Origin of the sequence: Chryseobacterium sp. T20 (assembly GCF_047345655.1) — a bacterium.
In the GTDB taxonomy this organism is placed as follows: domain Bacteria; phylum Bacteroidota; class Bacteroidia; order Flavobacteriales; family Weeksellaceae; genus Chryseobacterium.
Genome location: NZ_JBLFDU010000003.1, coordinates 452,733 through 472,591, shown reverse-complemented (window position 1 = coordinate 472,591; position 19,859 = coordinate 452,733). Strand labels below are relative to the sequence as shown.

The 19,859-nt window shown below is 36.6% G+C and carries 17 protein-coding genes; 12 read left to right on the top strand and 5 right to left on the bottom strand.

Translation table 11 applies throughout. The features are described from left to right. The first annotated feature begins 62 nt into the window (after positions 1–62). Positions 63–497, top strand: a complete 435-nt coding sequence (locus ACMA47_RS10610) for an META domain-containing protein (RefSeq protein WP_413929760.1) — start codon at positions 63–65, stop codon at positions 495–497. 111 nt (positions 498–608) lie between these two features. Here the strand turns inward: ACMA47_RS10610 and ACMA47_RS10605 are convergent, their stop codons facing one another. The 4 genes from ACMA47_RS10605 to ACMA47_RS10590 all read right to left on the bottom strand — a co-directional run bounded on the left by ACMA47_RS10605 (position 609) and on the right by ACMA47_RS10590 (position 4,895). After that, positions 609–1,028: a hypothetical protein gene (locus ACMA47_RS10605; protein WP_413929759.1), complete on the bottom strand. Its 420-nt coding sequence runs from the start codon at positions 1,026–1,028 to the stop codon at positions 609–611. Positions 1,029–1,034: 6 nt separating this feature from the next. After that, positions 1,035–3,557 carry a beta strand repeat-containing protein gene (locus ACMA47_RS10600; RefSeq protein WP_413929758.1) on the bottom strand — a complete coding sequence of 841 codons (2,523 nt, stop codon included), beginning with the start codon at positions 3,555–3,557 and terminating at the stop codon, positions 1,035–1,037. A gap of 6 nt (positions 3,558–3,563) precedes the next feature. Beyond that, entirely contained in the window at positions 3,564–4,037 is a 474-nt protein-coding gene (locus ACMA47_RS10595; RefSeq protein WP_413929757.1) for a T9SS type A sorting domain-containing protein, read from the bottom strand. Between the two features lie 150 nt (positions 4,038–4,187). Continuing rightward, positions 4,188–4,895 carry a LytR/AlgR family response regulator transcription factor gene (locus ACMA47_RS10590; RefSeq protein WP_413929756.1) on the bottom strand — a complete coding sequence of 236 codons (708 nt, stop codon included), beginning with the start codon at positions 4,893–4,895 and terminating at the stop codon, positions 4,188–4,190. Positions 4,896–5,089: 194 nt separating this feature from the next. Between ACMA47_RS10590 and hflX the strand changes: the two genes are divergently transcribed. The 9 genes from hflX (at position 5,090) to ACMA47_RS10545 (ending at position 14,562) form a co-directional block, all read left to right on the top strand. Further along, positions 5,090–6,313, top strand: a complete 1,224-nt coding sequence (gene hflX / locus ACMA47_RS10585) for a GTPase HflX (protein ID WP_413929755.1) — start codon at positions 5,090–5,092, stop codon at positions 6,311–6,313. Further along, positions 6,313–6,948: a DUF4919 domain-containing protein gene (locus ACMA47_RS10580; RefSeq protein ID WP_413929754.1), complete on the top strand. Its 636-nt coding sequence runs from the start codon at positions 6,313–6,315 to the stop codon at positions 6,946–6,948. Before hflX ends, ACMA47_RS10580 begins: the two co-directional genes overlap by 1 nt. Positions 6,949–6,968: 20 nt before the next feature. Beyond that, on the top strand, positions 6,969–8,255 hold the full coding sequence (locus ACMA47_RS10575) for a cation:proton antiporter (RefSeq protein WP_306595895.1): 1,287 nt from the start codon (positions 6,969–6,971) through the stop codon (positions 8,253–8,255). Between the two features lie 8 nt (positions 8,256–8,263). Then, a complete protein-coding gene (locus ACMA47_RS10570) occupies positions 8,264–8,980 on the top strand; it encodes a DNA alkylation repair protein (protein WP_413929753.1) in 717 nt (238 codons plus the stop codon). Between the two features lie 133 nt (positions 8,981–9,113). After that, positions 9,114–9,782: a hypothetical protein gene (locus tag ACMA47_RS10565; RefSeq protein ID WP_413929752.1), complete on the top strand. Its 669-nt coding sequence runs from the start codon at positions 9,114–9,116 to the stop codon at positions 9,780–9,782. A 17-nt stretch (positions 9,783–9,799) separates the two neighbouring features. After that, entirely contained in the window at positions 9,800–11,818 is a 2,019-nt protein-coding gene (locus tag ACMA47_RS10560) for a hypothetical protein (RefSeq protein ID WP_413929751.1), read from the top strand. Next, a complete protein-coding gene (locus tag ACMA47_RS10555) occupies positions 11,819–13,057 on the top strand; it encodes a hypothetical protein (RefSeq protein ID WP_413929750.1) in 1,239 nt (412 codons plus the stop codon). Positions 13,058–13,086: 29 nt separating this feature from the next. Then, the gene (locus ACMA47_RS10550; RefSeq protein ID WP_413929749.1) at positions 13,087–13,425 is read left to right on the top strand and encodes a DUF6122 family protein; all 339 of its coding nucleotides are present in this window, start codon (positions 13,087–13,089) and stop codon (positions 13,423–13,425) included. A gap of 66 nt (positions 13,426–13,491) precedes the next feature. Then, the gene (locus ACMA47_RS10545; RefSeq protein ID WP_034691860.1) at positions 13,492–14,562 is read left to right on the top strand and encodes a calcium:proton antiporter; all 1,071 of its coding nucleotides are present in this window, start codon (positions 13,492–13,494) and stop codon (positions 14,560–14,562) included. 96 nt (positions 14,563–14,658) lie between these two features. Here the strand turns inward: ACMA47_RS10545 and ACMA47_RS10540 are convergent, their stop codons facing one another. Beyond that, a complete protein-coding gene (locus ACMA47_RS10540) occupies positions 14,659–15,039 on the bottom strand; it encodes a group III truncated hemoglobin (protein ID WP_413929748.1) in 381 nt (126 codons plus the stop codon). Positions 15,040–15,239: 200 nt separating this feature from the next. Here ACMA47_RS10540 and ACMA47_RS10535 point away from each other — a divergent pair, with 200 nt between their 5' ends. Together ACMA47_RS10535 and ACMA47_RS10530 are read left to right on the top strand one after the other, a co-directional pair. Further along, the gene (locus ACMA47_RS10535) at positions 15,240–16,232 is read left to right on the top strand and encodes a hypothetical protein (RefSeq protein WP_413929747.1); all 993 of its coding nucleotides are present in this window, start codon (positions 15,240–15,242) and stop codon (positions 16,230–16,232) included. A gap of 435 nt (positions 16,233–16,667) precedes the next feature. Next, positions 16,668–19,787, top strand: a complete 3,120-nt coding sequence (locus ACMA47_RS10530) for a M60 family metallopeptidase (protein WP_413929746.1) — start codon at positions 16,668–16,670, stop codon at positions 19,785–19,787. The last annotated feature ends 72 nt before the right edge of the window (positions 19,788–19,859 follow it).

The following is a 19,859-nucleotide window of genomic DNA, read 5'->3' as shown; positions in this document are numbered from 1 at the left end:
TAATTTACTAATTTTTACGAGATTCTGTCCCGGAATGGTATGAAAATGGGATGATAATCCGCATGAAAAAAATACTATTCTCACTTTTTGCAGTTTTACTTTTAGGACTCGTTTTAAATTGTTCCTCAGTGCCCACCAAAGATCCCTTTCTTCAAAGGCAATGGATGCTCATTTCTTTTGATGGTTTTTCAAAAGATCAATTAATAGCCAATAAAGCCGAAATGAACCTGACAGCCAATAGGGTAAAGGGTGAAATTCAGGCAAACGCTTACATGGGATGCAACCGGATGTCTTTTGTTTCTGAATTTAAAAAAGGAGGAAAAGTAAAATTTTCAAAAGGAATAAGTACAATGAAAGCCTGTCAGGATATGAATCTTGAAAGCTCTTTTCAGAAGAAAATTGAAACCATGACCAGTTATTCTATCAAAGGACATTTCCTTACCTTATCCGATGATCATGGAAATACTATGAAATTTGTAGCTGCTGATTGGGATTAATAATATCATTTCACCCTATAGAAAACAAAAGTCCGCATAATAGCGGACTTCTTTGTTTGAAAAATCTAGTTTGGTTATCAGCTTTTTGAGGTTACCAGTTTTTGAGAGTCATTAGTTTTTGGGAATTGTTTTTTTTATTTCTTCCAGGGTTGCTGTGTTAGGCAGCCCGGTAACTGTCGTTTTTGTGTTCCTAGAATTTATACTGTTGTGATATGCCTGTCTGTTTGGGATGGTTTTTTTAATATCTTCAAGACTTGCCGTATTGGGGAGAAGCTTTCCTGAATGGTCTGCAGCTGCTTTAGGCTTGGATTCCTGTTTTTTAACTTCCAGGCCTCGATCAGAGGCCAGCCCAGTACTTACCGGAGTTTTTTCAGCTCTTTCCTTATCAGCCTGAATTTGGGCAGCCTGTTGTTCTTTTGCCTGTTTTACAACCAGTGCCTGATCTTCTTCTACAGGAACCGTTTTTTTACTTTCCTGAGCATAAATAAAAGTGCTTAGGAATAATAATGGGATGATATATGCTATTTTCATGACGGTTTATTTTATGTTGACTAATACTTGAATTTTTCCAACCTCTTTTTGGTCATAATCCTGAAGTGCTTTTCCGATGACCTGTCCAATTTTTACTTTTGTGAGATTGGCTTTCATGGCAACACCTGCTTTAGATGAAGTTACCAGAAGGTCTCCTCTTTTTATTTTTCCGTTCTCAAGGCATACTTTGGTTGGAATGACACCAATGACACCCATTGGCGCTTTATTGGAAATATCAATATCGATATGTTCTTCTGTAAGCAATACACCAGGTTTAGTAGCATACACTCCGGCAACAAGAGTAGAGTAGGGTGTTGATGATTTTTCAACCGTTCTGTCTGCTTTTGTTGAGATAACCAGAATATCCCCAGGTTCATATTCCGAAATGTTTCCGTTGACATCAAAAGCTTCAGCAACGTCAGCACCACTGTTTTGTGTACCGCCGTTGAAAAATCCTTTTCCTGTATTATCGATACGGGCAACATTTACGGTTCCCGGGTTTCCTGATTTAAACAAAGCCAAAGATCCTGCACTATGAGTTTCTACGGTAAGGGCTGCATTGGTATTAGATGTATTAAAATTCACAAATCTTGCGGCTCGTCCATTACTGAAATTAGGAACCCATGCAAAAATGGCACTTCCTGTCCCATCTACAGTGGTTTCAACTCCATCTCCGCCATTTGAGGCATTGGCTGTGATACCATTTCCATTTCCGTCAGCAATAGCAACTAATGCCGGGCCATTTCCGGCAGGATTGCTTGCATGAAATAACCCTGCGAATCCTCCAGTTCCGGAAGATACTCCATAGATTCCGGCTGTTCCAAAATTGGCAAATTGGGAATTGACTTCTCCTTTTACCGCAGGAGATGTTCCCGTCACTTTATCTACTTTAAAATTTCCACCAATACCGTTTCCTACAGTTGTTACTGTAATCACATCGCTGGTGTTGGATTCGTTAAAAATATTAAATCTTCCAGCTCGGCCAGTGGCAAAAGAAGGAACCCATGCATAAAGAGCATTTCCGGCACCATCAATATTGGTTTCAACACCGTTACCATCTTTTCCGGCATTGGCAGTGATGGCATTTCCGTTCCCATCAGTCAGAGCAATCAATGAAGCTCCGTTTCCGGCAGGGTTTGATGCATAAAATAAACCGGCACGTCCTCCGGTTCCAGAAGAAACTCCAAAAACTGCGGCTGCACCAAAATTTCCGAAAATAGTATTTACTTCCCCTCTTACTGCTGCTCCCACACTATTTGTATTGTCAACAATGAAGGAGGCTGCGTTTCCTTGAGTATTATCAGGAATATTTCCATTTCCATTCGTTTCTACCTCAAAAGTATTCCCTGTTGTATTGGTTTGGTTGAAATTCTCAAATCGTCCTGCACGGCCGGTACTGTTATTTAAACCTACCTGTCCGTAAACTCCGATACCAGTTCCTGAAGTATTGGTAGCCACAAATCCTCTCACCCCATATCCACCTCCATCATTACGGCCCACAACCGCTCCGGCAATATCACTGGCCGTTCTACCCACAACTGCTTCACCTGCTCCGGTATTATCTCCTATAATCCCTGCAGATGACTGGGAAGAGGTGATTCCATGAGCACCAAAACCTCCCGCAGTAGAACTTAATATTCCGGCTCCGGTACCTGTGGTAGAAACATTGATAACCGTTCCGTTCCCTACAGTAGATGCTGTAAGAACACTATTGGCGTTGGCATTATTAACGATAGAAATATTGGCAGCAATACCATTGTTACTGGTGGCATTTAAACCTGTTCCTGTATTACTGTTTGCATAAACTCCATATCCGTTTCCGCTGGAATTTCCGTAAACTCCTAAACCGTTGGGAGTAACACCATATACACCCCAGCCGCTTCCGGCCTGGCTTCCCCAGACACCAATTCCCAGTCCGCCGGTTCCGTTATTGATACCGCGTACTGCTGAAGAAAATCCGCCAGGGGCTGTATTGCTTACAATTCCTCTTACAGCAGCAATACTGGATGTGGTTGTGCTGTTGGCTCCTTCCACAGAAGTTCCATCACCATCATTGATTAATGAAAATAAAGTGGAGGCATTATTTACCGTATTGGAATAGGGAATTGTAAAGCTTCCTCCGCTCACTCCGGCAGATTTAGCATACAAAGCATAAGGTACACTTAGTAATTGACTGGTTCCTACTATGGTATAGTTGGTTCCACCGGCCGGATCTGTTTCTGTTTTTAAATAGTAGCTTGCCGAAGACCAGTCGATCGTGGCGAATGTTCCGGTAAGGATAGTTCCTGTTCCTATTTCGAGACTAACAAGTCCGTTGGCGTTGGTATTTCCGGTGAGTCTTTCAGAGTAGACTGCTGCTCCGGCAGGAGATCCCTGCAATATGCTTACTCTTATCGCAATTCCTTGATTGGCTAAGAGTTGTCCGGAACCATTTCTCATGACAGCCTGGTAGCTCATTTTTTCCGGAGCCTGGGACAGTCCCATAAAGAAACCTGTCAGGATCCAAAACAGTGATAATATTTTTTTCATGGCATTTTATTTTTTTATGATTTTGAAAGTTTTGATATTTTCTCCATTTTGAGTAATCCTGATGATGTACATAGCGGAAGGAAGTGAGGAGAAATTAAGCTCAGATTTTGATTGTGAAATCTTATCCTTTTTTACCAGTTTGCCCTGGGCATCGAATAGCTGGTATTCTGATCCTTTAAAATTATTTGATGTAAAATCTAAATACAAATAATCTCTGAAAGGATTAGGATAGAGCAAAATACCTGTTTGTTCAGAAGAATTTTCAAGAGTGGTAAGGGTGATGATTTCGTAAGGCTGTTGAACGCCTTCCAGAACTTGTCCTGTTCCTTTTTCCAGATAGGTGGTCTGACCTACGCTGTAAGAAACAAAACCATTAGCTGCTGATGCATCCAATCCCGTTGCCAAAACTGCAGATTGAGCGTGCAGTATGGGGATGGAAAAGACAGACAGAATAATACAATAAATAGATATTCTTTCCATGGATAACAGTTTTGGTGATTAATAGATATGTGTTTTTCTTGGGGAATTTGGGAAGACTAAATTACCACCTATCTCAATCAATTGGAAAGAAAATAGACCAACGGCAGAAATAATCGACCAATGGCATTTTGTGAATTATGACTATATTTTTTAAGGATTAAAAAAAGACAGGTTGTCTTTGTAAGTACGGCCAATAGGGAGTTTTATGTGATGAGCGAGCTCTATTTCATGACAGCTTTTCCCTCGGATAAGATGACGTGGGACAGCGTAGCTTCTGTGTATTCTGACAAAAGAATCAAAAAAGTTTTTTTGCAGAAGATTTCCCAAAGAATTTAAAATACAGTGATTTTTTTCAAGAGTGATAATTCTGGTATAATCTTTCAGAGCCTCGAGATAGAGAATATCTTTCATTTTAATCTGATGAATATGACCTCCTTCTTTTATTTTGATGCAGTTTTCTCCTACCATAGCATCATAGCACTCACATTTTTCCTTTACTTCAAAAAAATCAAAAAGCTTTTCCATGGAATGATGAAAGCGTTCTGCGGTAAGAGGTTTGGTAATAAAATCCAAAGTATTGATCTCAAAAGCTCCGGCAGCCAGCTCAGGATGTGAGCTTACGAAAATACAGGCAGGTATCTTATGGGCTAATGTGCGGAGTTCAAGACCGCTCATACCCTTTAAATTGGTTTCAGTAATCAGGAGATCAGCAGGAAGATCAAGGTAGGGAACCGCCTTTTCTGCAGAGTCGAAAGTGGCAACAATTTCAATGTTTTGATATTGCCTGATATAATGCTGAAGAACCAGCCTGTCCAGTTCATCATCATCAATAATCATACATCTAATATGGGTAATCATGATATTCCGGAGATTAGTTTTTTAATTTAAATATTTAAAAATCAGAATTTTATTATATAAAGTTATTGATTTTTTATATATCATTCATCGGTAAACTTAAATTTATATTAAAATATGTTATTAAATAAAAATTGATTTTGTTTTTTTTCTGAAAAATATTAACTTGTAAAAATCATAAACATAGACAGAACTTAATGTTAGAAAAGAAAGAACATAACTATGAGAAAGCAGTCTTGGTGGGTGTTATTACACAGAATCAGGATGAAGAAAAACTGACGGAGTATTTAGATGAACTGGAGTTTTTAGCTTTCACAGCAGGAGCAACCGTACAAAAACGTTTTACCCAAAAACTAACTCAGCCGGATTCCAAAACCTTTATAGGAAGCGGAAAAGCTATTGAGATAAAAGAATATGTAAAAGAAAACGAGATCGGAACCGTAATTTTCGATGATGAACTATCTCCTTCACAGCTTAAAAACCTGGAAAGAGATATGGAAGTTAAGATCCTGGACCGTACCAATCTTATTCTTGATATTTTTGCCCAAAGAGCGCAGACTTCTTATGCAAGAACTCAAGTAGAATTAGCACAATATCAATATCTTTTACCACGACTGACAAGAATGTGGACCCACCTTGAGCGTCAGAAAGGGGGAATTGGGATGAGAGGTCCTGGTGAAACGGAAATTGAAACTGACCGTCGTATTATCCGTGACAGAATCACCTTGCTGAAAGAGAAACTGAAGACGATTGACAAGCAAATGGCTACTCAGCGTAACAACCGTGGAAAAGTGGTTCGTGCAGCTTTGGTAGGATATACCAACGTCGGAAAATCTACTTTGATGAATTCTATTTCAAAATCTGAGGTTTTTGCTGAAAATAAACTATTCGCAACCCTTGATACCACCGTAAGAAAAGTGGTGATTGGAAATCTTCCGTTTTTGTTGACAGACACAGTAGGATTCATCAGAAAACTACCTACTCAGCTTGTAGAATCATTCAAATCTACGTTGGATGAGGTTCGTGAAGCTGATCTTTTGATTCATGTGGTGGATATTTCTCACGAAAGCTTTGAAGACCACATAGAATCTGTAAATCATATCCTGATGGAAATCAATGCACATCAGAAACCAATGATTATGGTTTTCAACAAAATTGATGACTTCAGTTATGAGAAAAAAGATGAGGATGATCTTACTCCTTCTACCCGTAAAAATGTTTCTCTGGAAGAATGGAAAAAGACATGGATGGCAAAATCAAAATATCCAACAGTTTTCATCTCTGCATTAACGAAGGAAAACTTCCCGGAAATGAAGAAAATGATCTATGATGAGGTCATGAAAATTCATATTTCCAGATTCCCATACAACGATTTCCTTTTCGAATATTTCGACAACGACGAAGAAGAAAGCAACAATTAATGAAATACCATTTTTTCCTTTTATTCATCCTGTTTTCGGTTTTTGGATTCAGTCAGAAATCAAAAATTGATTTAAAAGCTATTGAGAAAAGTCTCAGGACTTCCGACTCTCCGTACAATTACGACAAGCTTATTTTCAAATTTAAAGGATATCCTAAATCTCTGGACAGTATAGAATCTCAATATCTGTACTACGGAAGAAATTTTAGAAACGATAAAATAAGTACATCAGATGATAGCTTTAAAAGTCTGGTAGAAGCCTTTAAACAAAACAATTTTGCAGATTGTATCAAACAGGGAAAAGCTTTGTATGATAAAGATCCTACCAATCTGGATGTACTGCTGATTCTTCTCAGGGCTTACGATTCTGTAAAGGATGGAAATAACTTTATCCATCATCTGAACCAATTCCGTGCACTTACTGAAGGGATAAGAAGTTCGGGGGACGGAAAGTCAGAAAAAACAGCCTATATCGTTAATTCTGTAGGAGATGAATACATTCTGCTGAATATTCTGAATATAGGACAGGACTATACGAGGAGTTCGAAAGCTTCTAAAGATGCCATGTTTGACATCTGGGAAAAGGATGGGAATCAAATTTATATCAAAATACTCTATTTGGAACTAACCAATTAATCTTAAAATAAAAACACTTAGTGGAATTATATTATTCATTTTCAGCATTAATCGTATTAGCATCAATATTTGCCTATCTTAACTATAGGTTTTTAAAACTTCCAAGTACCATCGGAATTATGGTGATCGCCATTGTCGTATCAATTTTTCTGGTACTGTTTGGAGAAACGGTTCTTCCGAGAACTTTCGGACATCTTCACAACCTTATGAATGGTATTGACTTCACGGAGGTGTTGATGGGTGCTATGCTTAATTTTCTACTCTTTGCAGGGGGAATCCATATTAATATTAATGACCTGAAAGAACAGTTCAGACCTGTAGTGATATTTTCCACAGTAGGTGTTGTGATTTCTACCTTTGTCGTAGGATTCGGAATGTTTTATCTGCTTCCTTATGTAGGAGTAAAACTTCCTTTTATCTATTGTCTTGTTTTTGGTGCCTTGATTTCTCCTACCGATCCGGTAGCGGTTCTGAGTGTACTGAAACAGGCGAATGTATCCAAATCACTGGAAACAAAAGTAGCTGGAGAGTCTCTTTTCAATGACGGTATGGCTGTTGTGGTTTTCACGGTGATTTTACAGCTGGCGATTGGAAAAGAAGTGGATCTGAGTGTTGAAACAATCGGTTTGCTTCTGCTTAAAGAAGCCGGAGGTGGTCTTTTACTTGGAGTGCTGTTAGGATGGGTTACTTCAAGATTGATGCGTGAAGTGGATGATTATATTATTTCCGTATTAGTAACACTTTCTGTTGTCATGGGAGGCTATCTTATTGCCCGTCAAATGCATATTTCCGGACCATTGACGATGGTTGCTGCAGGATTGTTTATGGGAAATTTCAACAGAAGCTTCAAAATGAAATCGGTTACTCAGGACTATCTGATTAAATTCTGGGAATTGATTGATGAAATTCTGAATGCGGTATTATTCCTGTTCATCGGATTTGAGCTTTTGATGATTAAAGATCTCAGACATTTCATGATTCCGGGCGTAGTTGCCATTGTGGTCGTTTTGTTTGCAAGATTTATTTCTATCTGGGGGCCTACAAAATTTACTTCCCTGAGAAGAAGTTTCAGCCCGCAGACGGTGAAAGTTCTGGTTTGGGGAGGAATTCGGGGAGGAGTTTCCATTGCATTGGCGATGTCTATTCCTAAAAGTGAATACAGTGAAATTATTTTAAGTATTACCTATTGCGTTGTCGTATTCTCCATCATTGTTCAGGGCCTTACCATTGCTAAGGTGGCGAATCCTAATAAGATTGCCAAAGAAGAGGAGGAGCAGGAAAATATTGCTGTAGAAGAAAACGCTTAAATTGTCATATGAGCATCGTTAAAGAAATACAGGAAGCACTTGCTGTTTTATCCATTCCTGAAAAGGCGGAATTTTTTCCAAGATTTTTCAAAACAGGAAAAGGTGAATATGGCGAAGGCGATTTGTTTCTGGGAGTGAAAGTTCCGGATCAACGTTCTGTGGGCAAAGAATATTATTCGAAAATAAATTTAAAAGAACTCAGTACATTACTTTCTTCAAAATACCATGAACACAGGCTGACAGCTCTTTTTATGCTGATTTCAAAGTTTGAGAAAACAAAAGATAAAGCAGTAAAAGAAGAAGTGGTCGCTTTTTATCTGGATCATCTTCCTTATGTGAACAACTGGGATCTGGTAGATTCTACCTGTTATAAGATTTTAGGAAGGTATGCTTTTGAAAATCAGAAAGAAAGTCTTCTTGTAGAGCTTTCGGAATCTGAGGAAATGTGGCATAAGAGAATTGCTGTAGTGGGGACAATGCATTATATAAAAAAAGGTTCATTTGATCTGACCAAAGAATTCGTAATCAGAAATCTGAAACATCCTCATGATTTGATGCACAAAGCAAACGGATGGCTGCTAAGGGAAATGGGAAATAAAAATGAAGGCGAGCTGATCAGCTTTCTGAATTTATATTACAAAGAAATGCCCAGAACCTGTCTTCGGTATGCTATTGAAAAACTGGATGAAGATCTTCGCCAGGATTATCTTAAAGGACGAGTTTAAAAAATAATATACGGAAATAGTACCGTATTTTCCCCTGAAAAAGTACCGGGAAACAGCTATTTATGCCCAAAAAATCAAAGATTATAAGGATTTAAGGTCAGAATTAAGTAATTTTGTGCTTTTAAACCTAATCATGAAAAATTTTCTCAAATTATTTCTTCTATGTATTCCTTTGCTGTTCCTGACAAGCTGTTTCGATATTCTTGATAAAGTGAATATAAAAGCTGACGGAACAGGAGAATATACTATTATTCTTAACGCCAGCAAGAGCAAAACACGACTCGCTTCAATTTCTAAAATGGAAACCATCAACGGAAAAAAAGTTCCTAAAAAGTCAGAAATTGAAAATAAAATCAATGAAGCTGCCAAAATCTTCAAAGCAACTCCGGGAATCAGTAATGTGAAAACATCTATGGATTTTGATAATTACATCATCAAGCTGAGCTGTAATTTCAAAAAGATTGAAAACATCAATGCAGGTTTGGAAAAACTGAAAGCCCAGAAAATATTGGGTAAAATGGTTCCAACTCAGGTTTACAGCCAAAATCTTGAAAAAAAGACCTTGACAAGGAATAAGGTCAATACTTTCAAAGTTGATTATGACAAGATGAGTAAGGGTGATAAAGAAGTTTTTAACGATGCTCGGTATACTTCTATCATGCAGTTTGAAACTCCAGTGAAATCACAATCGAATACTACTTATGTGCTTTCTCCCAACAAAAAGGCTCTTAAACTGGAAGCAGATATCCTGGATTTAATCCTTCAGAAAAAACAAATACAAAACACCATTCTTTTTCAATAAATTTCTAAACTATAGTCATGAAATCTATCTTTTTAAAAACGCAAACCATTATTTTCGTTCTCTTTGGCTTTACATTGATTTTAGCCCAAAAAAGCATGAAAATCCCTTCCGATGCCGTATTTTATATGGAAGTCAACGGAAAACAGCTTAATAATAAAATCAACTGGAATAAACTGAATCCTTTGCTGCATGAACTCAGCAAAAAGAGCAAGGAAAATCTTTCATGGACAGATTACTCCAAAACAGGAATCAAATACGATGCTGTTCAATACCATTATGCAAGTTTTAATGACTCCATTAAAGCCTATAATACCCATTTTATTATTGATAATAAGGAAAAGTTTCAGGAGTTCATTAATTCTGTAAAGAAGAAAGGGCAGGAGGTTTCAAGCAGAAAGAACTATTCTTATGTAGATATTAATGATGATGTTTTTGTAGCGTGGAACGGGAGCCGTGCTGTTCTGAGCATGATCAGCTATACAAAACCTTATAAGGATCTTTGGGCAGAGGAAGCAGTTGCAGACAGTACTGCGGTTGCAGTGGTTGACTCCGCTTACGCAGAGCCGGGAGATACGGTGTATACAGAAGAACCGGAAAAACCGTTTGATTATAAAGAAGAAATCAAAAGTCTGAAGGATGATATCAAGTATCTGAAAGAAAGCATAAAAGATAACAACAACGAGATTGCAAGAATCCAGAAAGATATCAAATACCTGGAGAAACATCATAAATATCCTGCAGAGAAAGAAACTGCTGAAAATTCTGAAAACGGAGAAGAAATGCCTGAAGATGCTTATGATGAGGAAGAAGAGAAGGCTTTTCAGAAAGAGCAGGATTCTATCCGCAGAGAAAACTTTATGGTTGTTAAAAAGAACGCAGAAGAACGTTTTGACCAATATTTCAGTTCAAATTTAGAAATTGAAGTCCCAAAAGAAATGCTGTCGTTCAGAGATGCTAATTCTGATGTTTTTGTATACACAGACTACGGAAGAATCGTAAACGAAGGAATCTACGGAAAAATGACAAAGTATTACGGATATGGACAGTTTTTCAAAAACATGTACAATTCCAACTATGCATACAATCTGTATTTTGATAAAGACAAAGTAAGACTGGTTAATAATTATCAGCACAAAAATGCTGACATTCAAAAGAATATTTCTGCCATTTATAAAGGGAAGAAAAACAAAAAATTGCTGGAGCTGATCAATGAGAAAAGTGTTGGTTACTATGCCATGAATGTGAATGGAGCAAAATGCTTTGACATGATGTACAGTCTTCTTCAGAACTCCGGAGAAAACGAGTACAAAAAGGAAATGGAGCTGATCATGGAAACCATGAAAATTGTACTGGATGAAGAGGCGATTACCAAAATTGCACCCGGAAACGGAATCTTTGTTTTGAATGAATTGAAATCCAAAACCGTAGAATACACCGATTATGAATACGATGCTGATTTCAATGAAAAAGAAGTAAAGAAAACAAAAGAAATCGCTGTTCCTAACTTCACTTTCGCTTTTGCAACAGAGAATGAAGGATACTGGAACCGTATTTTTGATTTGCTGACAACCAACAAAAAACTGTCTAAGAGATTCTCTAAAAAAGGAAACCTTTATACCTTTAAAGAAGAGAAAAACGGAGGATATGTAGATCAGTTGTTTTTTACTGTGAAAGATGGAGTAGTATACCTGATGAGTGCTGCAGATAATAATTTACCGGTAAACCAATCTGATATTTCCAGAAAATGGGCCAAAGACTCTGCTAAATATCCATTGTCCGGCAGACTGGATATCCAGAAGCTTTTAACAGGATTAGACAAAGAATTCAAAAGTCCGAAAGAGAGAAAAACATTAGAGGCGATCAAAAAAAATGTGGGTGAGCTGTATTATAAAACTGAAGTAAAAGGAGAAAGTATCCAGACTGAGATGAACTATAACATCAAAGATTCTTCAGAAAATAGCTTAATGTATTTCTTTGATATATTCGATCAGGTTTTTAAAGCTAAAGAAACAGAAAAGAAGCCTCAAATTTTATAGATGAAGAAAAAGAAGATTATTGTCCCGTTATTTTTATTGCTTGCTGTTGCAGTATATTTTGTAGCTTTTCACAAAGATAAAAGCCTTCAATATATTCCTGATAACGCAGATGCAGTGGTCTTAATTGATACGAAGAAATTAACGGGACAATACCTCTTCAGTTTAGTAACCCATCCTTCAAAATGGTCCGGAAGCAAAGCAAAGAGTAAAACCTCCGGTTCACTGAAAGATGCAGGAATCAGAATTCCGGATTTTCTGCAGATATTCCACGTTAAAGACACTAAATTTTCAGAATGGTACAGTGTTTTAGAGCTTAAAGATTCGCAAAAATTCATCACCTATTTAAAGAAACAAAACTTTGTTGCTAAAGGAAATAACCGTTTTCAGAAGGATCAGTTTTTCTTTATGATAGATGGAAATTACTGTATTGCGGGAACTTCAGATCATGCTTTTGAAACCCTTCAAAAAAAGCTTCTTCAGAATTCTGTACATCAGGTTTGGGATGCAGACCGTTTTATTCAAAATACGTTGGGAAGTATTTCATTCATTTCAGGAAAGAAAATTCAGAACTTTTCTATCGACTTAAATGATGATGAAATTGAGATCAAAAATAACTCAGATCTTCAGACTTTTAATACAATTGCTTCAAAGCTTCAGAAAGGAAATCAATTTTTAGAACTGGAGTTAGACAAAGAAAACATCAGAAACTTTACCCGTTTTTTTAATAAGAGTATCGTAGATTCCTCACAGGCTGTTTCTTTAAAAGCCACAGCAAATCTCGAGCAGGTCAATGATACCATTATCAGTTATGAATATGATGATAATTTCAATGAGGTTGAAAAGAAGACCTTCCAAAAAATTACCCAACCGAATTATACCATTGATATTACAAGTAATGATCCCGAAAAGACCTGGGAATACTTTCAGTCTAAAAAGTGGATCAATGCTGAAAATCAATTCACAGCTATTCCTTTTCAACCCAATGAAATCAAAAGAAATCATAAAGGGATTATCATAAAATCGACCCGAAAACCAGTACCATTATCTCCCCAGCTCAAAGAAAATTACATGCTGATCAGAAATAATGCTTTGCTGTATTCTTCTTTGAAAACATTGAATAACACTGAAAAAAAGATCATTTCTGACATTGATTACATGTTGTATGGGAACAAGGCTCAGAATTATTGGATAAAAATAAAAGCGAAGAAAGGAGAATTACCCTTAATTTTACGGTGGTAAGCATAAAAACCGAATAAAATTTATCATTAATGGCTCCATCAGACATCGCATTGCTCAAAACCTTTACTCATTATTTTTTACATTTCGTTTTTCCGGTCTTTATTGCATTGGTTTTTTATCGTAAAAATTGGAAAAAGGCATATTTTATTCTTCTCGCTACCATGCTGGTAGATCTGGATCATCTTTTCGCCAATCCTATTTTTGATCCGTCAAGAGAAAGTATAGGTTTTCATTTTTTACATTCCTATTATGCGATTGCGGTGTATTTTTTGCTGTTGTTCTTTAAAGGAAATATCAGGATTATAGGAATCGGGCTTCTGTTTCATATGTTTACAGATTATCAGGACTTTAACTTCTGGCCTCATTAAAATATTATTAATATTTTCTTTTGATATTAAAAATTTCATAGATTTTTTGTATTTTGTAGTCACGATATGAGACTAAAAGAACTTTTACATTATACCTATATTTTTCCTATTCTGGCGGTAGGATACTACTTTTCCGGATTGATGGGAAGTGGTGTTCTTTATGATATCCTTGCCGGTATTTTACTAATCGGAAGTGTTTTATCAGCAGTACATCATGCTGAAGTTGTAGCTCATAAAGTAGGGGAGCCTTTCGGAACGATCATCCTGGCGCTTTGTATTACCATCATTGAAGTGGCGCTTATCATCTCGCTGATGGTTGCCGGCGGAGATCAGGCGATCACGCTGGCCAGAGATACCGTTTTTGCTGCTGTAATGCTTATTCTCAACGGAATTCTTGGAATATGTATTTTAGTAGGTGGCGTTAAATATCATGAACAGTTCTTCGCAAGAACTTCAGCAACTACTTATCTGGTGAGTATTGTTTCCATTCTGGTACTTACCCTTGTTCTTCCCAATTTTACCTCAAGTGTCAACGGACCATTCTATAACGAAGCACAGCTTATTTTTATATCCATCGCATGTCTTGCGATTTATGGGGTTTTCCTGATGGTACAGACCGTGCGTCACAGAAGCTATTTTATTGTTCCTGATGAACATCCGGAAGAACATTATATTCCCTCATTGCCCAAAACGCTTATCAGCTTTGTTTTTCTGGTAATCTGTCTTGTGATTGTAGTACTAATGGCCAAAGGGCTTTCCGATACAATAGAAGGAATGGTACAAAGCCTTGGAGCTCCAAAATCCCTGGTCGGAGTAATTATTGCTGCTGTAGTTCTTCTTCCTGAAGGCGTTGCAGCGATCCGTGCGGCAAGAGCCAATCAAATCCAGTCCAGTTTGAATCTGGCATTGGGTTCTGCACTGGCAAGTATTGGACTGACAATTCCTGCAGTTTCTGCGGTATGTATTATGTATGATATCCCACTTGTATTGGGATTGGATAAAAAAGATATTATTCTGCTTTCTTTATCCGTATTTATTGTGATGCTCTCTTTAAGTCGTGGAAAAACAAATATTCTTTACGGAACTGTTCTGTTGGTGAATCTGGCAGCCTATATCTTTACGGTAATTGTTCCTTAAAAAGAAAAAGTACAAAATTACAAATCTGTCTATCTGTAAAATAAATCCAGGAATTTAACCTTGATATCTATATCCCGTACCCCGAATCCCGTATCACTATAACCTTCTCGCCAAATCCATTTTGAAAGCCATCAGTTTTGCTATATTCTCTGACTTGTAAATCGCCATGTCTGCATTTTCGCCTACGAAATTTTCCTCAATAGTGGTACGCCAAAGCAGCAGCCATCTGTCAAAGTGTTTCTGCTCCATAGCCTGTATCTCATTAATCGGGAAGTGGACACCCATTGGATTTCCTTTATAGCTCATCTGGCCAAAAAGAATAGATTCCCAGAAAGAATACATTTTAGGAAGATGTTTATCCCAATCTACTTGAGCAATATCATTAAAAAAGAATCCAATGGTTTCATCTTTAACAACTTTGTTGTAAAATGAATTGACAAGGTGTTCAATATCTTCTCTTGATTCAAGCTTTTTCATAGTTCAAAGTTAGTACAATTCGTATTAAAAATTCCAGTCGCGAAATTGATAAATTTCATGTAAACAGTATTTTAGAGTACAACGTGTTATAAAACAATGGAAAATTGGGAAAGATTAAAATTTGATTAATTCGCAAAAAAACACCTTAAAAGAATTCATTTTTTGTAAATTTAATTATTAAACACTAAAAAATTATTAAAATGATCAAAAAAATCAATTCTGTTTGTATTCTCTTATTGATGTTTTCAGTATCATGTTCAAGGGATGAAGTGAGTGCTATGAATGATGATTCAGAAAAAGTAAATTATTCTGAAGTAAAGAAATCACAGATGACTGAGGCAGAGATGCTTCAGCAAGGTTGGAAAATTGTAGATGACTTTCAATTGGCTGGTAATAATAGTTTGAGGACCAACTACAGTTCGTCTAGTGAAGAGCGCGAAATCCCTTTCAAGTCAAATCACCTGAAAGATATGGGGTATGATGTCAGTTATTCCGGAGAAAGAACAAGATTAAAAAATGTTTTTGCTTATTCTGGCCAGGTTCCGGATGGAATTATCTTCAATCCTGATCTTTCTCTAGATGGAGATACCCGTAATACGGCCCCTAATCCTGATGTTTCCATTGTTTTAGGAACTCCTGAGGTGACCATAAAAACAGACGGAATAGATTTACCGGATAATGCCTATACTACGGAGGCCATTAATAATGGGGACAGAGAAAGTGAAATTACGGTAACCTATTCTTATAAAAAGGGATATTCTACTTCCTGGAAACGGACTGTTTCAGGTTCATTTGAAGTGGCTGCATCAGTATCCGTTGATATTCCGTTAGTGGCAAAAGCCTCAGCAAGTACAAAAGTTGTTGTAGGAGGAGATACCACGGAAGGTACAGAAAATTCTGAAGAAATTACTGAAACCAGCAGCTACAAAACCATTGTTCCTGCCCATTCTAAAAAATCGATTTCTATCCTGACGAAGTTAAAAGGATCATCTGTTGAATACTTTGTACCTATGAAATTAACCGGAAGATTACAGGCCAACTTTCCTTCTCCTGTAGATGGACATTATTATTGGGCTTTTCCTATTGAAAGCTTCCCTAATTTTCTTTCTAATATACATGGAGAGTCCGGGGTTGTAAAATCTGTCAGCAATGTAAGTGTTACTGTACTGGAATCACCGGCACAAAAGATATAATTGCTGTTGCTCAAAAAGGTAAAAGTAGAAAGCTATTTTGTTTTTTTTTTATCTTTTTGAGCAATTTAATGTAAAGCGGGTTCGCGATAATATAATTCAACTGGTGGTGTATTATCAAAAACAGGTAGGTACAAGTTTTTACAATAATTTTAATTCTTAATTTTAGAAATAAAACTTTTAGGATGATGTACAAGTATTGGGTTAAGCTATAATAGAAATATGATCTGGCTCCTAATGATGGTTTCACTGAGAGTTATGTTGATGAATTTTTTACAGGAATAGATAAGCTATAGAAAGATGTAATGCATGGCTGGACAGTTTTCGTTCTTTACTTCATCATTTTGATACAACAGTATCGGCTTGAAAATCTTTCAGTTATATCGCTTTTATAGCAACAGCTCTGAATAAATTTTATTAATCAAAAATTACAACAAGATGAAAAAAAATTATTTTATTCTTTTGTTTCTGATCTTTTTACAGATAGTTTTTGCTCAGCAGTATAAAATGCCTGTAGCTTATGCAAGTTCGTTACAACCACCACAACCCGGACAGGAAGCAGGAATGTGTAATGATAATAATGTGAACACACTTTATCATTCCCGGTATAATTTGAGTACAGCACTTCCGGACCAGTTAAATTTTAAATTTTCCAGTCGGGTAAAAAGTGTAAAAAAGTTGGTATACAAGCCCAGAACAACAGGCCCTAATGGAATCTGGACCAGTGTGAAGGTTTCCTATTCTACGCAATCCGATCCTTCTGTTTTTATTACAGCAACCGGAGTTATTTCCTGGGCATCTGACAATACGGCAAAAACAATAGATTTGCCGACAGCAATTGTTCATCCTGATGTTATTAGGATTGATGTTCTAAGTGCTCAAAATAATTTTTCAAGTTGTGCTGAGATGGAGTTTTATTCTGAAGAACAGATGGATCCTGTACAAGCAGAATGTACACTTCCCACCAATGAGTTTTCAGCATATGCGGATACCCCTGTGTTGCCCCAGATGGCAGGATCTTCGGCTTCAAGTTTCCAATCGGGAGAAAATATAGAGAAATCCTTTGATGGTGACGTCAATACGCTTTATCATTGCAGCTGGAGTGCAACAGCAGCCACTTTTCCTATTTCTCTGATTTATAAGTTTGATGGGCAGACATCTATGAATTATTTAAGGTATACCCCAAGACAAGATGGTGGGCCAAATGGTCTTTTCGGAAATATAAAAATAAGTTATAATACCATTTCTAACCCTGCTTATGTTGATATTGCTACTCAAAATTTTGGACAAACGAGTACTATTAAAACGGTAGTTTTTCCTTCTGCCATTACTCCTTTAAATATAAAAATTGAGGTTCTTGATGGTAAAAACAATTTTGCCAGTTGTGCTGAAATGGAATTTTTTCAGAATAGCCCTAATAGTTTTAATCCTTCAGCTTATTCAAATATTTTTAATGATACTCTTTTCAGTACTTTAAAACCAACAGTAACCCAACAGGATATTGATGCAATTTCCTCACCTTTCATTAAAGGGTTAGCTCAGTGTTTATTTAATAATACCTACAATAGAAAATACAGAGTTCAGACTTTTACGGCATATAAAACAATTGAATCCATAAACAACCAGTATAAGGTTGGGAATTATAATGGCTATGAAAATCCGACAGGCTTAGCATTTCAGCCTAATACTACTGCTATTGTTTTTGCCAAAGATATTACGGAGGCAAACAAAGTTTATTTAAAAGTAAGAGATTTCGCTACTGAAGGTTCTTCTCCTGAAAAATCTTATGAATTGAAAAATGGACTGAATATTCTTAATATTACAAATGCCGGACTTGGATACATTTCATATTACACTGATGATGTAAATGCATTACCTATATCGGCAAATATTACAGCAGGGATTGTAAATGGTATATATAAAAAGGGTACAACGTCTACAGAATGGGCACAAATGCTGACTAATGATGTCTATCCAAAAATTGATATAGAAGGGTATTATACAAAACTGCTGATTAATAAGTCTGTTGTAAGCAATTTCCATTTCACCACCGCTCAGCCTTTAATCGATAAATATGATGCAATTGTTAAATCTGAAAGAGAAATCATGGGCTTTTTTAAGTTCAATAAAAATCTTAAAAACAGACAGCTTGTTTATACAGAATCTTCAGGAGGCTGGTATGCAGGAGGTCTGGGTGCTCATCTTGATCTTAGTTGGGGGCTTTCAAACTCTGCTTCAGCAACTGGGCTAGACATTTGGGGAGTAGCTCATGAACTTGGCCATATTAATCAGATAAGACCCGGCTTAAAATGGATTGGAACAACAGAAATTACCAATAATATATATTCACTGTGGGCATATTACAATTTGTATTCACCAACAGGAGCTAACAGATTTACAAGGCTGGAAGGTGAAATTGCTGATAAAACGGCTTTCCCTAAAGTAGCAGGAAACAGATTTGGAGAAATTATTATTCAAACCCAAATTAACGGGAAGAGTATTATGGATCAGTTCAGAACAGATTATGTGAATCCTGCGGATGCAAATTTCAGAAGCCTTATTCCGTTTTGGCAATTAGAATTGTATTATCAATTGGCGGGTGCTTCAAAAAGTGCTTCTACGCTTACATTTGATTCGGATATGTCGGATGAAGATACACCTACGGTTACACCTGCCGTTCCGGGAATAGATTATGCACATTGGTTTGCTATAGTAGCTGAGAAAGTAAGAAATACAAACGAAACTCAGCTTACCCAAGGACAAATGGTTATGAATTTTGTGAAAAATACCTGTGACGCTGTACAGGAAGACCTTACAGATTTCTTTACCAATACAGGTTTTTTAAAACCTATTGATGCCACAATTTCAGATTACTCAAACGATCAGCTTACAATTACACAAAGTATGATTGATGATGTGAAAAGCTATATTTTAACAAAAGGATATGCAAAACCAGTATCTCCTGTGATTAATTATCTTTCGGCAAATAGCGTGAATGCTTATAAAAATCTTCTGCCGGTCTCAGGGATTACAGGAGTTGGAGCTCAGATTGTGAACAATGCACAAGGTCAGTTTTTATTGGTAAATAATTCTAATTGGAATAATGCTGTTGCCTTTGAAACGTATGATGCTGGTGACCAGCTCATCAGTGTTTCTATTGTAGGAACAGGAGATACTACATTGGCCAATACCTATGTTGATTTCCCTTCCAATGCTTTGAAAGTGTATGCAATAGGATATAACGGGCAAAAAATTCTCGTTTATCCGGCAAATACGTTAGCAGTTAATAATAGTAAGACAAATAATAATGATTTTATTGTTTATCCGAATCCTTTAAAAAACGGACAAAAACTGGTTATTCATATTAAAAATTCAAAAGAAAATCTGAATGCAGAATTATCTGATATGACAGGGACGTTATTGATTTCAGCAAAAGGCTCTCTAAGTGACATCAATAAGGGAATTAACGATAAAGTAAAAGATCTGAAAACGGGAATTTATATTATTTCAATAAATAATGGGACCAATAAATATCAGTCAAGGATTATTAAAGAATAATATTTGTAATTGATTTATGGAATTTAATATTACCCAGTTGACCTCACATAAAATGCTATTACGCAATTGGGA

Excerpts from the sequence above, each read along its gene's own strand:
- ACMA47_RS10610 (WP_413929760.1), top strand. The coding sequence starts at position 63 with ATGAAAAAAATACTATTCTCACTTTTTGCAGTTTTACTTTTAGGACTC.
- ACMA47_RS10605 (WP_413929759.1), bottom strand. The coding sequence starts at position 1,028 with ATGAAAATAGCATATATCATCCCATTATTATTCCTAAGCACTTTTATT.
- ACMA47_RS10600 (WP_413929758.1), bottom strand. The coding sequence starts at position 3,557 with ATGAAAAAAATATTATCACTGTTTTGGATCCTGACAGGTTTCTTTATG.
- ACMA47_RS10595 (WP_413929757.1), bottom strand. The coding sequence starts at position 4,037 with ATGGAAAGAATATCTATTTATTGTATTATTCTGTCTGTCTTTTCCATC.
- ACMA47_RS10590 (WP_413929756.1), bottom strand. The coding sequence starts at position 4,895 with ATGATTACCCATATTAGATGTATGATTATTGATGATGATGAACTGGAC.
- hflX (WP_413929755.1), top strand. The coding sequence starts at position 5,090 with ATGTTAGAAAAGAAAGAACATAACTATGAGAAAGCAGTCTTGGTGGGT.
- ACMA47_RS10580 (WP_413929754.1), top strand. The coding sequence starts at position 6,313 with ATGAAATACCATTTTTTCCTTTTATTCATCCTGTTTTCGGTTTTTGGA.
- ACMA47_RS10570 (WP_413929753.1), top strand. The coding sequence starts at position 8,264 with ATGAGCATCGTTAAAGAAATACAGGAAGCACTTGCTGTTTTATCCATT.
- ACMA47_RS10565 (WP_413929752.1), top strand. The coding sequence starts at position 9,114 with ATGAAAAATTTTCTCAAATTATTTCTTCTATGTATTCCTTTGCTGTTC.
- ACMA47_RS10560 (WP_413929751.1), top strand. The coding sequence starts at position 9,800 with ATGAAATCTATCTTTTTAAAAACGCAAACCATTATTTTCGTTCTCTTT.
- ACMA47_RS10555 (WP_413929750.1), top strand. The coding sequence starts at position 11,819 with ATGAAGAAAAAGAAGATTATTGTCCCGTTATTTTTATTGCTTGCTGTT.
- ACMA47_RS10550 (WP_413929749.1), top strand. The coding sequence starts at position 13,087 with ATGGCTCCATCAGACATCGCATTGCTCAAAACCTTTACTCATTATTTT.
- ACMA47_RS10545 (WP_034691860.1), top strand. The coding sequence starts at position 13,492 with ATGAGACTAAAAGAACTTTTACATTATACCTATATTTTTCCTATTCTG.
- ACMA47_RS10540 (WP_413929748.1), bottom strand. The coding sequence starts at position 15,039 with ATGAAAAAGCTTGAATCAAGAGAAGATATTGAACACCTTGTCAATTCA.
- ACMA47_RS10535 (WP_413929747.1), top strand. The coding sequence starts at position 15,240 with ATGATCAAAAAAATCAATTCTGTTTGTATTCTCTTATTGATGTTTTCA.
- ACMA47_RS10530 (WP_413929746.1), top strand. The coding sequence starts at position 16,668 with ATGAAAAAAAATTATTTTATTCTTTTGTTTCTGATCTTTTTACAGATA.